The organism is Pedococcus sp. P2_E2, assembly GCF_056403955.1.
On the sequence record NZ_JBFUEM010000007.1, the window covers coordinates 203,181 to 217,496 of the forward strand.

6 protein-coding genes and 1 tRNA gene are annotated in these 14,316 nt (G+C 70.9%); 3 read left to right on the plus strand and 4 right to left on the minus strand.

Annotated features, from left to right (window positions below; translation table 11 throughout):
- Positions 1–4 precede the first annotated feature (4 nt).
- Positions 5–1,375 (minus strand): aminotransferase class III-fold pyridoxal phosphate-dependent enzyme, encoded by a 1,371-nt coding sequence (locus AC1DWR_RS16435; RefSeq protein ID WP_477624807.1) that lies wholly within the window; start codon positions 1,373–1,375, stop codon positions 5–7.
- Positions 1,375–2,865, minus strand: a complete 1,491-nt coding sequence (locus AC1DWR_RS16440) for a CoA-acylating methylmalonate-semialdehyde dehydrogenase (RefSeq protein ID WP_477614434.1) — start codon at positions 2,863–2,865, stop codon at positions 1,375–1,377. Before AC1DWR_RS16440 ends, AC1DWR_RS16435 begins: the two co-directional genes overlap by 1 nt.
- A 59-nt stretch (positions 2,866–2,924) precedes the next feature.
- Between AC1DWR_RS16440 and AC1DWR_RS16445 the strand changes: the two genes are divergently transcribed.
- Complete coding sequence (locus AC1DWR_RS16445; protein WP_477624808.1) at positions 2,925–4,298, plus strand: aminotransferase-like domain-containing protein; 1,374 nt, start codon at positions 2,925–2,927, stop codon at positions 4,296–4,298.
- A gap of 267 nt (positions 4,299–4,565) precedes the next feature.
- Here AC1DWR_RS16445 and AC1DWR_RS16450 read toward each other — a convergent pair whose 3' ends face one another.
- Both AC1DWR_RS16450 and AC1DWR_RS16455 read right to left on the minus strand, forming a co-directional pair.
- Positions 4,566–12,137, minus strand: a complete 7,572-nt coding sequence (locus tag AC1DWR_RS16450; protein ID WP_477624809.1) for an Ig-like domain-containing protein — start codon at positions 12,135–12,137, stop codon at positions 4,566–4,568.
- A 236-nt stretch (positions 12,138–12,373) separates the two neighbouring features.
- Positions 12,374–12,460 (minus strand) — tRNA-Ser (locus AC1DWR_RS16455).
- 141 nt (positions 12,461–12,601) lie between these two features.
- Between AC1DWR_RS16455 and AC1DWR_RS16460 the strand changes: the two genes are divergently transcribed.
- Positions 12,602–13,588, plus strand: coding sequence for a phosphotransferase enzyme family protein (locus AC1DWR_RS16460; protein ID WP_477624810.1), 987 nt, complete (start codon positions 12,602–12,604; stop codon positions 13,586–13,588).
- A gap of 59 nt (positions 13,589–13,647) precedes the next feature.
- Positions 13,648–13,980, plus strand: a complete 333-nt coding sequence (locus AC1DWR_RS16465) for a hypothetical protein (protein WP_477614430.1) — start codon at positions 13,648–13,650, stop codon at positions 13,978–13,980.
- Positions 13,981–14,316: the final 336 nt, after the last annotated feature.

Below are 14,316 nucleotides of genomic sequence, written 5' to 3' on the forward strand. Positions count from 1 at the left end.
GGCGTCAGGCGTCGGTGCCGGTGTAGAACCCGTCGGCGACGGTGAGCGCCTCGTCGAGGATCGCCAGCCCCTCGCGCACCTCGTCGGCCGAGGTGGTGCAGGGCGGCACGACGTGGGTGCGGTTGAAGTGGATGAACGGCCAGAGCCCGCGCTCCTTGCAGGCCGCGGCGAAGTCGTTCATCGGCTTGGCGTCCGCGCCACCGGCGTTGAACGGCACCAACGGCTCGCGGGTATGCCGGTCGCGCACCAGCTCGAGCGCCCAGAAGACTCCCAGCCCACGCACCTCCCCGATGCTCGGGTGCCGCTCGGCCAGCTCGCGCAGGCCGGGCCCGATGACGTCCTCGCCGAGGTCGCGGGCGTGCTCGACGATGCCCTCTTCCTTGAAGATGTTGATCGAGGCGACGGCCGACGCGCAGGCGAGCGGGTGGCCGGAGTAGGTCAGGCCGCCGGGGAACGGCCGCTGGTCGAACGTCGCCGCGATGCGCTCGGAGATGATCACGCCGCCCAGGGGGACGTAGCCGCTGTTGACGCCCTTGGCGAAGGTGATGAGGTCGGGCGCCACGCCCCAGTGGTCGACCGCGAACCACTCGCCGCACCGGGCGAACCCGGCCATCACCTCGTCGGCGATCATGACGATGCCGAACTCGTCACAGAGGTCGCGCACGCCCTGGAGGTAGCCCGGCGGCGGGACGAGGATCCCGTTGGTGCCGACCACGGTCTCGAGGATGATCGCGGCGATGGTCGCGGGTCCCTCGACGATGATGAGGTCGCGGAGGTGCTGCAGGGCGCGGACGCCCTCCTCCTGCTCGTTCTCGGCGTGGAAGGCCGAGCGGTAGGGGTAGGGACCCCAGTAGCGCACGATGCCCGGCATGCCCGGCTCCGATGGCCACCGGCGCGGGTCACCGGTCAGGGCAATGGCTCCCGCGGTCGCGCCGTGGTAGCTGCGGTAGGCCGCCATCACCTTGTGGCGGCCCGTGTGCAGACGCGCCATGCGCAGGGCGTTCTCGGTCGCCTCGGCGCCGCCGTTGGTGAAGAACACCTTCGTGAGGTCACCGGGAGCCAGCTCGGTGATGAGCCGAGCCGCCTCGGAACGAGCGTCGTTGGCGAAGGCCGGGCTGATGGTCGTGAGCCGGGCAGCCTGCTCCTGGATCGCGGCGACCAGCTTGGGGTGCTGGTAGCCGATGTTGACGTTGACCAGCTGGCTGGAGAAGTCGAGGTAGCGCTTGCCTGCGAAGTCGGTGAAGTACGAACCGAGCGCGTCAGCGATCGGCAGCGGGTCGATGAGGCCCTGCGCCGACCAGGAGTGGAAGACGTGGGCGCGGTCGTCGCGCCGCACCTGCTCCTCGGAGGCAGCGGTCACGTCGTCGAGCGCCATCAGCGGGTCCTGGGGAAGCCGAGGTCGACCGACGAGGTGGCCGGGTCGGGCCAGCGCTGGGTGACGACCTTGCCGCGGGTGTAGAAGTTCACGCCCTCGGGGCCGTACATGTGGGTGTCCCCGAAGAGCGAGTCCTTCCAGCCGCCGAAGGAGTAGTAGGCGACCGGGACGGGGATGGGGACGTTGATCCCCACCATGCCCACCTCGACGTCGTACTGGAACTGGCGGGCCACGCCACCGTCGCGGGTGAAGATCGCGGTGCCGTTCGCGTACTGGTTGGCGTTGATCAGGGCGATGCCCGCCTCGTAGGTGTCGACGCGGACGACCGACAGGACCGGGCCGAAGATCTCGTCGGTGTAGACGGTCATCTCCGGGGTCACGTGGTCGAGCAGCGTGGTGCCGAGGAAGAAGCCCTCGCTAGGCAGCTCACCGGTTCGGCCGTCGACGACGACCGCGGCGCCCGCGGCCTCACCCGCGTCGACGTAGCCCGCGACCTTGTCACGGTGCTCGGCGGTGATCAGCGGACCCATGTCGGTGTCGGGGTCTGCACCGTTGCCGACCGTGAGCTTGGGCAGCCGGGCGGCGATGGCGTCGACGAGGGGCTGAGCCACCTCACCGACGGCGACCGCGACCGACAGGGCCATGCAGCGCTCGCCGGCCGCACCGTAGGCGGCGGAGACCACGGCGTCGGCAGCCATGTCGATGTCGGCGTCGGGGAGGACGAGGGCGTGGTTCTTGGCGCCACCGAGGGCCTGGACGCGCTTGCCGTTGGCCGTGCCGCGCTCGTAGATGTACTTCGCGATCGGCGTCGAGCCCACGAAGCTGACCGCGGCGATGTCGGGGTGGTCGAGGATCGCGTCGACGGCCACCTTGTCACCGTGCACGACGGTGAAGACGCCGTCGGGCAGGCCCGCTTCCTTCCACAGCTGCGCGAGGAACAGCGCCGCGGACGGGTCCTTCTCGCTCGGCTTGAGGATGAAGGCGTTGCCGCAGGCGATGGCGTTGGCGCACATCCACAGCGGCACCATCGCCGGGAAGTTGAACGGCGTGATGCCTGCGACGACCCCGAGGGGCTGGCGGATGTTGTAGACGTCCACGCCCGTCGAGACCTGCTCGCTGAAACCACCCTTGAGCAGGTTGGGGACGCCGGTGGCGAACTCGACGTTCTCGAGGCCGCGCGCGATCTCGCCGGCGGCGTCGGAGAGCACCTTGCCGTGCTCTGCCGTGATGATCGCGGCGAGCTCGGGAGACCGCGTGTGCAGCAGCTCTCGGAAGGCGAAGAGCACTCCCGCTCGTTGCGACAGCGACGAGTGCCTCCACTCCCGGGCGGCCGCGGTCGCGCTGGCCACCGCGGCCTGGAGCTCCTCGACCGAGGCCAGGTCGACCTCGCCCGTCACCTGACCGGTGGCGGGGTTGTGGACGGGGGCCGAGCGTCCGGAGGTGCCCTCGCGGGGGCGGCCGTCGATCCAGTGGGAGATGCGCGTCGTCATGCCCACACCATACGATCCACCCACTAGTAACACAATATGAGTATTGCTATGGTACAAACATGCCAGCCACCCTCTCCGCCCTGGAGCAGCGCCTCGACCAGCCCACCGCGAAGGGGCTGGCCCACGCGGTCTCCGCGGCGATCCGCGACGGCGTCCTCGTCGCGGGCGACCGCCTGCCCCCCATCCGCACCGTCGCGGCGCAGCTCGCGCTGTCCCCCACGACGGTCAGCGCGGCCTGGGGGCTGCTTGCCCGCTCCGGGGCGGTCAGCACGGACGGCCGGCGTGGCACCACTGTCCGCGACCAGCGGGGGCCGACCGGCGGCCGCTACCGGCAGGCGCTGCGCCACGAGTCGGACTTCGCCCTCGACCTGTCCACCGGGGTGCCGGACCCCCGCCTGCTCCCCTCGCTGGGCCACGTCCTGGCCCAGCTGACCTCCGCACCGACCACAGGCAGCTATCTCGACGACCCGGTCCTGCCCGCCCTCGCCGACGTGCTCCGCGCCGACTGGCCGTATGCCGCGGGAGACCTCGCCGTCGTCGACGGCGCCATGGACGCGATGGACCTCATCGTGCGCACCTCGCTGCGGTTCGGCGACCGCGTCGTGGTCGAGGACCCGGGCTTCCCACCACTCGTCGACCTCCTCGAGTCCGTGGGCGTCCAGCTCGTGGGGGTGCCGGTGGACGCGGAGGGACTCGACCTCACCGCACTGGAGTCCGCCTTGACCGATCCGGTCGCCGCCATCTTCCTGCAGCCCAGAGCCCAGAACCCCGTCGGCGTCACCATGACCGCGAGTCGCGCGCGAGCCATCGCCGAACTCCTCCAGGGCTCCGAAACCCTTGTCGTGGAGGATGATTCGGCTGCCGGCCTGTCCTCAGCCACCCTCGCGAGCATCGGTCGGTGGCGGCCCGGCCACACGGCATACATCAGGTCGTTCTCGAAGTCGCACGGGCCCGACCTGCGGCTCGCCGCGCTCAGCGCGCCCCCGGACCTGCACCGGGCGATCACCGCCCGCCGCGAGCTCGGTCAGGGATGGTCCAGCCGGCTGCTCCAACAGGTGCTCCTGGGCCTGCTCACGAACGACGCCGCCCGGGCCCAGGTCGCCACGGCGACCGTGACTTATGCCGCGCGGCGGGCGCACGTGGTCGACGCCCTCGCGGGGCGGGGCATCACCGTGCCGGGGACCGAGGGCATCAACATCTGGGTGCCGGTGCACGACGAGACGGCCGCGGTCGTGCGGTTGGCCAGCCAGGGGATCGGTGTCGCGCCTGGTGCACCGTTCCGGCTCGGCCCTCCGGACGGTGCGCCGGGGGGCGGCGGACACCTCCGGGTGACGGTGGGTGCCGCGGGAGACGACCCCGACGGCCTCGACGGCCTGGCGCAGGCCCTCGCCGAGGCGGCTCTCGCGGGTGGGCGACCGGCCCGGGCCCGCTGACGCCGTCGGGACCGGGTTGCGGGAACCGGCGGCGAACGGCACGAAGGCCGGGCTGCAGGGTTGCCCGGCCTCCGGCCCGCCGCCCGAAGGCGGACGCCTCATACCCCCGACCACACACGCTAACGGCCGGTTCCACTCCTCAGGATCGTTCAATTCGCGTATGAATGCACTCGTAATGATGAGGTCGCGATGGTAATTTTCCAACTTTTCAAGGCATTTCGCATCGGGGACCCCGGTCCTACCTCGCCGGTTTCGGGCGTGTCGCCCTCAGATGGCCACCCGACGTGACCGACGACCTGCCACCACAGACGTTCCGGCGGTCGGTCCCGTCGCCGCGAGAGCCGTGCCACCTTGGTCCTCCGGGCACGCCACCGGTCGGATGGTCAGCTGCACCGTGTCGGAGACGGCCGCGTTCACGCCGTCGGACACGGTGAGGGTGGCCCAGGCGGTTCCCGCCGCCGCACACGCGACCTTGGTGGTCGGGCCGGTCGTCGCAGCCCGGAAGGTGCACCCCATCGCGCCGTCCGACCGCAGGGTCCAGGCGTAGGTCAGGGGGTCACCGTCCGCGTCACTGACCCTGGCCTGAAGTCGGACCACGGTCCCGGCCGCGGCCGTCAGGTCGCCGCCGGCGTCGACCACGGGAGCCCGGTTGGCCCTGACCGGCCGCACGGTGACGCAGACCGAGTCCTTGCCCGTGGCTCCGTCGTCGTCAGTGGCCCTGACGGTCAGGTTCCGCTCGGCCGCCGTGGAGTAGGTGTGGCTCCCGGTGCACCGACCGCCGCTGACGCTTCCAGCCGTGGTGGTGCCGTCGCCCCAGCCGATCGAGCAGGTCAGCACGTCGTTGCTGCCACGGTCGGAGACCCTGGCCGAGACCTGGACCGCCTGGCCCACCCGCAGCCTCGAGTCGGAGTCGGGCGCGATGATCCGCACGGTCGGGGTGGCGTTCGCCAGCGTCACGACCGCGGAGTCGGTGACCGGTGGGTTGGTCCCGTCACTGACGGCGAGCGTGACGGTGAAGGTGCCGTCGTCGGTGCAGCTGAACGTGGTCCGCACCGCCGTGGGCGTGCCCAGGGCGCAGGTGGCGCCTGCGTCGACGTTCGGGCCGGCGGCATACGTCCAGCGGTAGGACAGGGGGGCCGCCTCGGGGTCCTTGCCCGAGCCCGTGAGGGTGAGCTTCGACCCCTCGGTGCCGGACTTGTCGGCGCCGGCGTTGGCCTTCGGCGGCAGGTTGACGCTGCTCGTCGAGACCACGATCGCGACCGTGTCGGAGCCGGAGCCCGAGTCGTCGTCGGTCGCCGTCACCGTGATGGTCCGTGCGCCGTCCGTGGCGTAGGCGTGACTGCCCGTGCACACCCCGCCGGCCAGGCTGCCGGGCGACGTCGTGCCGTCACCCCATGCGATCGAGCAGGCGCGCGTGTCGTTGCTGCCCGCGTCGGCCGTGGTCGCCGCGACGGAAACCGTTGCACCAGTGGGGAACTCGGCCCCTGTCGCGGGACTCGTCACCCGGACAGTGGGGTCCGCGTTGGTGACGACTAGAGCAGCCGAGTCGGACACTGGCGGGTTGGTCCCGTCGTCGACGGTGAGGGTCAGGGCGAACGTGCCGTCGTCGGTGCAGCTGACGTCGGTCGCCGCCGAGTGTGCAGCGCTGAACGTGCAGGTCGCACCCGCGTCGGTCCCTGAGACCGGGGCGGACGTCCAGAGGTAGGTCAGCGACGCACCTTCGGGGTCGGATCCCGATCCGGACAGGTGGGCCGGGGATCCCTCGGCGGAGGCGACGTCGTCGCCCGCGTTGGCCGTCGGCGGCTGGTTCACCGGGGCGGCAGCCACGACGATGCCCACGCTGTCGCTGCCGGAGTCGCCGTCGTCGTCGACCACCGTGACGGTGATGGTTCGCGATCCCGACCCGCTGTAGGCGTGGGACGCGGAGCAGGTGCCGGCGGTCACCGTGCCGGTGCCGGTGCTGCCGTCACCCCAGGCGATGGAGCACGTGTGGGTGTCGTTGGCGCCCGCGTCGGACACGGCGGCCGAGACCGAGACCGTCGCGCCGATGGCGAACTCCGAGCCCGCGGTGGGGGCGCTGATCGAGGTGGTGGGTGCGGCGTTCGCCAGGGTCACCGTCGCGGAGTCGGTCACGGGGCTGTGCACGCCGTCGTCCACGCTCAGCGTGACGGTGTAGGTCCCGTCGTCGGTGCAGCGGAAGGTCGTCGCGGCCGAGCTGGCAGACCCGAACGTGCAGTCCGCACCGCTGTCCACGCCCGCGCCCGCCGCAAAGGACCAGTGGTAGGTCAGCGGGTTGCCGTCAGGCTGCGACCCAGAGCCGCTGAGGTTGACCGCGGAACCCTCGGTGCCCGTCCGGTCTGCTCCGGCGTCGGCCGTCGGAGGCTGGGTCACCACGGCGCTGACCGTGACGGCGACCGAGTCGCTGCCGCTGCCCGCGTCGTCGTCGGTGACGGTCACGGTGATGGTGCGCGGGCCGGCCGCCGCGTAGGCGTGCTGACCGGTGCAGGTCCCGGCGGCGAGCGTGCCGGCCGTCGAGGTGCTGTCGCCCCAGTCGATGGAGCAGGACTGGGTGTCGTTCGCGCCCGCGTCACCGGTCGTCGCCGAGACCGAGACGGTGTCACCGACGGTGTATGCCGCGCCGCCGGCCGGCGCGGTGACGTGCACAGTCGGGTTGGCGTTGCCGATGGCGACCGTGGCGGTGTCCGTCGCGGGCGGGTTGGCTCCGTCGCTCACGGCCAGGGTTGCGGTGTAGCTGCCGTCGTCCGTGCAGGTGAACGTCGTGCTGGCGGCCGTCGGGGAGCCGAAGGAGCAGGTCGCGCCGGCGTCCACACCTGCGCCAGCGGCATAGGTCCAGGCGTAGGTGAGGGGCGCCTGCTCGGGGTCGGACCCGGAACCCGTGAGGGTGACGGCTGAGCCCTCGGTGCCGGACCGGTCCGCGCCCGCGTCGGCGGTCGGCGGCTGGTTCGGCTGGTCGGTGATCGTGATGCCGACGGTCGCGAGCGCCGAGCCCCCGTCGTCGTCGGTGATGGTGAGGGTGATGGTCTTGGCGCCGGACGTCGCGTAGGGGTGCGTCCCGGTGCACTGTCCAGCGCTCATCACGCCGGCACCGGTCGTCCCGTCACCCCAGGCGATGGAGCAGGTCAGCACGTCGTGCGAACCGGGGTCGGCACCCGCGCCGGTGAGGGACACGCCCTGGCCGGTCGTGAAGACCGCGCCGTCGGCAGGTGCGGTGATCGAGGCCGACGGGTCCCGGTTCGCCAGCACGACGGAGGCCGTGTCGGTCGTCGTGTTGACGCCGTCACTGACGGCGAGGGTCACGACGTAGGTGCCGTCGTCGTCGCAGCTGAACTGGGTCGTGGCGGCGGACGGCGCGCTGAAGCCGCACTGTGCGCCGGCATCGACGCCGGCGCCCGCGGCATACGTCCAGGTGTAGGTCACGGACACGCCCTCGGGGTCCGACCCGGAACCGGTCAGGGACACCAGGGCCCCCTCGGAGCCGGTGCGGTCCGCGCCCGCGTCCGCCGTGGGAGCGGCGTTCGTCACGGTGAGGTCGCGGGTGGCCGTGCCGGTGCCGCCGTCATCGTCGGTCACGGTGACCGTGATGGTGCGCGTCCCTGCCACCGCGTAGGTGTGGCTGCTGTCGCAGGCCCCGCCGGTCACGGTCCCGGTCGTGGTGACCGCGTCCCCCCAGGCGATCGAGCAGGTGTGGGTGTCGTGCGAACCGGCGTCGCCGAGCACCGCGTGCAGCGGCACGGACGTGCCGATGGGGGTACTGGTGCCCACGTCAGGCGTCGTGATCGCCACGGTGGGGTCGGCATTGGCCAGCGAGACCGTCGCCGAGTCGGTCGTGGTGTTCACCCCGTCGCTCACGCTCAGCGTGACGGTGAAGCTGCCGTCGTCGGTGCAGCTGAAGGAGGACGACGCCGACGTCGCTGAGCCGAAGGAGCAGCTCGTGCCGGGGTCGACACCCGCACCGGCGAGGTAGGTCCAGGCGTAGGTCGGGGTCAGCCCTTCCGGGTCGGAGCCCGAGCCCAGCAGGGTCAGCGAGGTGCCCTCGGAGCCGGTGCGGTCGGCGCCGGCGTCCGCCGTCGGGGCCAGGTTGGGCTGCGGCGTGATGGTGGTGCCGCGCGAGGCAGAGCCGCTGCCGCCGTCGTCGTCGGTGAGGGTCATCGTGATGGTGGGGGTGCCCGTCGCGGTGTAGCTGTGCGTGCCGTCGCAGGACGCGCCGACGACCGTCCCGGGCGTCGTGGTGCCGTCACCCCAGTCGATGGAGCAGGTCTGCGTGTCGTGGGACCCCTGGTCCCCGAAGGTGGCGTGGGCCGTGACCGGTGCGCCGACCTGGTAGGACGCGCCCACGTTCGGGCTGGTGAGGGCGACGGAGGGGTTGGCGTTGGCCAGTGTCACCGTCGCCGTGTCCGTGACAGCCGGGTTCACGCCGTCGCTCACCGACAGGGTGAAGGTGAAGGTGCCGTCGTCGGTGCAGCTGACCGTCGTCGAGGCCGAGGTCGGTGAGGTGATGGAGCAGGAGGTGCCGGCATCGACCCCTGCGCCCACGACATACGACCAGGCGTAGCTGAGCGTCGCGCCCTCGGGGTCGGTGCCCGAACCGATGAGGGAGACCAGTGCGCCCTCCGAGCCCGTGCGGTCCGCCCCCGCGTTGGCCGTCGGCGGCAGGTTGACCTGGGCCTTCTGGGTGATGGTCACGCTGGCGCTGGCCGTGCCCGCGTCGTCGTCGTTGACGGACACGGTGATGGTCTTGTCGCCGGCCGTGGCGTAGGTGTGGCTGCCCGTGCAGGCCCCGGCGACGATGGCGCCCGCTGTGGTGGTGGCGTCGCCCCAGGCGATGTTGCAGCCGAAGGTGTCGTTGGCGGCCGGGTCGGTGATGGGTGCCGTGACCTGGACGGACACGCCGAAGTCGACCTGGGCGCCGGCCAGCGGCGCCGTGATCGAGACACTCGGGTTGGCGTTGGCGATGGTCAGCACGGCCGAGTCGCTCGTGCTCGCGCCGCCGTCGCTGGCCGTCAACGTCGCCGTGAAGGTGCCGTTGTCGGTGCACGTCACCGAGGTGTTCAGGGACGTCGAGGCGGTGAACGAGCAGCCTGCACCAGCGTCGACGCCGGGCCCTGGGGTGGCGGACCACTGGTAGGTCAGGGCCTGGCCGTCCGGGTCGCTCGCGGTGCCGGTCAAGGAGATCGGCGAGCCCTCGGTCCCGGTCTTGTCCGCGCCCGCGTTCACCAGCGGCGGCTGCCCGGTGACGGTGATCGTCACGGTGGCGGCAGCGGAGGTCGCCAGGTCGTCGCTCGCCCTGTACGTGAACGAGTCGTCGCCGACGAAGGCCGCCGCCGGCGTGTAGGTGCACTGGGTGAAGGACGAGCTGACCAGCGTGCACCCGCTGAGCGAGCCGTGACTCGGACCGGACTGCACCGCATACGTCATCGCGTCACCGTCGGCGTCGGTCGCCGCAAGGGTGACGACGACCGCGGTGTTGGATGGCGTCGTCACGGTGCGGTCCTGGGCCACGGGCGCGTGGTTGGCCTCCACGGTGATCGACACGGTCGCGGTGTTGGAGTCGGCGAAGCCGTCGTTGAGCCGCCACGTGAAGGAGTCGGCACCCGTGTAGCCGGTGGTCGGCGAGTAGGTGCAGTACGAGGAGCTCACGTCGCAGCTGACGGACCCGTGGGCCGGCGCCGACAGCACCGTGATGGAGGTGGGGTTGCCACTGAGGGAGGACCAGCTGAGCGGCACAGCAGTGGTGCGGTCCTGCCGGACGGTCGCGGTGGTGTTGATCGCCACCGGGGTCGAGATCGGCACCACGAACAGCGAGTAGGTCGCCACACCCGACTCGTCCAGTCCGTCGCTGACCTTCCAGGTGAAGGAGTCCGGACCGCGGTAGTCCAGCGCCGGCGTGTAGACGCAGCCGCCGCCCCCGGTTGAGCAGTCCGTCAGGGTGCCGTGGGACGGCTGGCTGACGACGGTGAAGGTGGGGGTGTCGTAGTAGAAGTCGTCGGTCCAGCTCAGCCCGATCGACGTCGCGGTGTCCTCGTTGATCTCGGCGTACTGGCCGAAGACCCGCGGGGCGTTGTTGGGGTTCACGTGGATCGTCATGGTGGCGGTGCGCGAGGTGCCGCCGCCCGCGCTCAGCCGCCAGGTGAACGAGTCCAGCCCGACGAAGCTGCCCGTCGGGGTGTAGGTGCACTGCCCGGTGGCGCACGACGTCAGGGAGCCATGGCTCGGAGGCGTGAGGACGGCGAAGGTGCTCGTCGCGCTCTCGGGGTCGTAGCCGGGCAGCGAGAGCGGCGCGGACGTGCGCTCGCGGATCTCGACAGAGGTGTCGCTCGCGACGGGTACGGCGTTGGGCAGGACGTCGATCGAGATGGTGGCCGGGTTGGAGCTCGACGTGCCATCACTGACCCGCCAGGTGAAGCTGTCCGGACCCGAGTAGGCCGCACCCGGGGTGTAGGTGCACCCGTTCAGGGGGATGGCGCAGTCTGTCAGCGTGCCGTGGGTCGGCTGGGTGAGGATCGTGACCGCGAAGGTCCCGCTGTCGGTGTCCGTGAACGGGAAGCCCAGCGCGAGCGCATTGCCCTGGTAGGTGTTCGTCGCGTAGTTGTCCGCGACCGGGGTGCCGTCGTTGCCCACGCGAAGGGTGGTCGTGGCGACCCGCGACGAGGCGAGGTCGTCGCTCGACTGCCAGGTGAACGAGTCGAGCCCCGAGTAGCCGCCGGTCGGGGTGTAGGTGCAGTAGGAGTAGTCGAAGAAGGTGGTGGTGCAGTCGAGAGTTCCGTGCGACGGGGTGCTCACGACAGCCAGGGTGAGCTGGTCGAGGTCGCGGTCCGTGGAGTTCAGGTAGAAGTTGGTCACGCCCTGCGCGAGGACCGTGCGGTCCAGGGCCGCTGGGGCGGCATTCGGGCGAACGGTGAGGCTCACGGTCGCGACCCCCGAGTCGAGGAGCCCGTCGTTGGACTGCCAGGTGAAGCTGTCGGGTCCTGTGTAGCCGGGGAATCCTTCGTAGAAGCAGACGCCGTAGTAGGTGTTGCAGCTGACGGTGCCGTGCTGGGGGTTGTCGACCACCGAGAACGTCAGGGTCTCGCCCGGCTGCTGCGCGTAGTCGACCAGGACCTGCTCCTGCTTGGACTCGCGCACGGAGTCGCTGGAGTCGGTGGCGACCGGGGCGACGTTGTCGAAGACGGACAGCGTCTGGGTGGCGACGCCCGAGGTGGCCAGGTCGTCACTGACCCGCCACGTGAAGCTGTCTGACCCGACGTACCCGGCGTCCGGCGTGTAGGTGCAGTAGGAGCTCTCGCAACCGCTGAGGGTGCCGTGGGTCGGTTGGGTCAGGACCTCGAAGGTCAACGTGGTGTAGTCGACGTCGCTCCAGTCGAGGTAGAAGAACGCCGGGGTGTTCTGTCGCACGGGCTGGTTCCGGTTCAGCGCCAAGGGCGTGACGTTCTTGGTCACCGTGACGGTGGCCGTGGCGACGTTCGAGGTCGAGGAGGCGTCGCTCGCCGTCCAGGTGAAGGAGTCGACGCCGACGAAGCCGGGGGTCGGGGTGTAGAGGCAGTAGCCCGGGCTGCACGAGTCCACCGACCCGTGGCTCGGCGGGCTGACGACGGCGTAGGTCAGCGGGTCGGTCTCGGGGTCCACGGCGTGCAGGAACACGTACGACGCCACCCCCTCGCGGGTGGTGATGGTGGACGTCCGAGCGGTCGGTGGGGAGGCGTATGCCGAGGGCGCGGCCTGGAGGGTGAAGCCGGCGACGAGGGCCATTCCGAGCAGGATCCGTCGGGCCCGGCTGAACGAAGAGTGGTCCCGGTGCTTGCCAGCTGCCCCTGCGAACATGTCGCACCTCCTGTGCCCGGCCACCACTGCGAAGGCCGTTGGTCGCGAACCTAGCGACGGACAGGGGCAAGACAGATCACCCCAAGCGCGCACCGCTCCTACGCCATATACACCGGCTGACCTGCACTTTTGTGGCTAGTCAGGCCACCCAAGTCGACGGAACCGGGCGCACCTGCGGGCAGCGGAGCACGTGGCTCTCGCGCTGCGAGACTTGACGGCCCCCCGGATCGTTCGCGCGGAGGGCGTGGGATTCGAACCCACGATGGGTGTAACCCCATAGCGGTTTTCAAGACCGCCGCACTAGGCCACTATGCGAGCCCTCCTCGGCCACGCGGCATACCCGCACGACCAGGGACACGGTATCGCCCGTCCCGGCCGGGCATCGCCCGACCACTCCGCGGACCCCTCGGGCCGGTCCTCCCCCAGCAGTCGCCTCCTCGTCGATGGCGTGCTCGAATGGCCGGATGGATGCGCGGGCGCTGGCGCAACGCTTCGCCCTGGGTGGCGCAGCGAGACTCTCCGACGGCCCCGTCGCGCGCGGCAAGCAGGGCGTCGTGTGGCGGCTCGAGACGGCAGACGGCAGCTGGGCGGTGAAGGTGCCCTTCCGCCAGTCCACCGAGGACGACGTGCGTCTGGCGACGACGTTCCAGGAAGCGGCCCGCGCCGAAGGCGTGCCGACTCCGCAGGTGCGCCGCACCACGGACGGAACGGTGTTCGCCACCATTCGCGGGGGTCAGGCACGGGTGTACGAGTGGGTCGACCTGGGTGCACCCGACATCCGCCTCGATCCCGAGCGGGTCGGCGAGGTCGTGGCCGCCATGCACAAGGTCTCACTCGGTGACACCACCCTCTCGGTCGCGCACCCGGACCAGATCGACCCGTGGTACCGCGAGCCGGTGGGGGCCGACCGCTGGCACCGGCTCGTCGAACAGCTCCAGGACGCAGGAGCGCCGTTCGCTCGCCGACTGTCTGATCTGCGTGACGAGCTCGTCGCCCTCGAGTCTTGGATCGAACCACCGCAGACGATCGCGACCTGCCACCGCGACCTCTGGGCCGACAACGTCCTGCCGACTGCTGACGGCGACGTGTGTGTCATCGACTGGGAGAACAGCGGGCCGGCCGATCCGAGCCAGGAGCTCGGGTGCGTGCTCTTCGAGTTTGCCCGCTCCGACCCCGGTCGGACGCGAGCGCTGGTCAACGCCTACCGGGAGGCCGGCGGGCCGGCCAGGGTGAGCCGACGCGGCCACTTCTCGATGCTGATCGCGCAGCTCGGACACATCACCGAGATGGCTGCCACCGACTGGCTGCAACCCAACCCCCGCTCGCCGCACCGCGCGGACTCGGTGGCGTGGATAGAGGAGGTGCTGGACGAGCCGCACACGCGCGACCTGCTCGAATCGTTGTTGGGGGCGGCTGATGATCCTGCTGACGTCCACCGGGCAGGCCGCTGACCAGCACGTTCGTAGGGCCGTGGGTTAAGGTCGAAGGAACCGACCAAAGGATGCGAACCATGGCAAAGCTCACCTTCCTCGCCGGTCTCGCTGCGGGCTACGTGCTCGGGGCCAAGGCCGGTCAGAAGCGCTACCAGCAGATCAAGGCCCAGACCGACCGCGTCTGGGGCAGTGCCCCCGTGCAGTCCCGTGTCGACACGGTCAAGCAGGTCGTCAAGGACCAGGCGCCCGTCGTGGCGGCCAAGATCGGTGACGTCGCGAAGACCGCCGGCGCGAGCGCCAAGGAGCGCCTCACCGGTGAGGACCTCCCGGAGACCCTGCACCGCGGGACCGATGGGCGGCTGCACGCCGACACCACCGGCTTCGGACCGGGGCCGGGCAAGCTGCCCTGAGCGCGGGCGCACGGCAACCAGCACACCAAGGAAGCGGGCCGGCCTACGGGGTGCGGGTTGGCGACCCCTGTGACCAGCGGTCCTTCGTCGCCGGGACCCGTCGCCCCCTGCGACAGGTCCTGCACGACATTGGCGTCCTCTCCGTTGTGTCCTCCTCGGTCCCCCGACCAGGTCTGACACTGGACAAGAGTCGGCACCACCGGCCCTGATACATCGCCGGCCAAGAATTTTTTGCGGCGAGTTTTCGGTGGCTGCCCGGTATCAAACGGGCCCGTCTGGTTCTCCTGTCAGATGACGCATTCCCTCACTACGCTGAACAACGCACGCGTGGTAGGC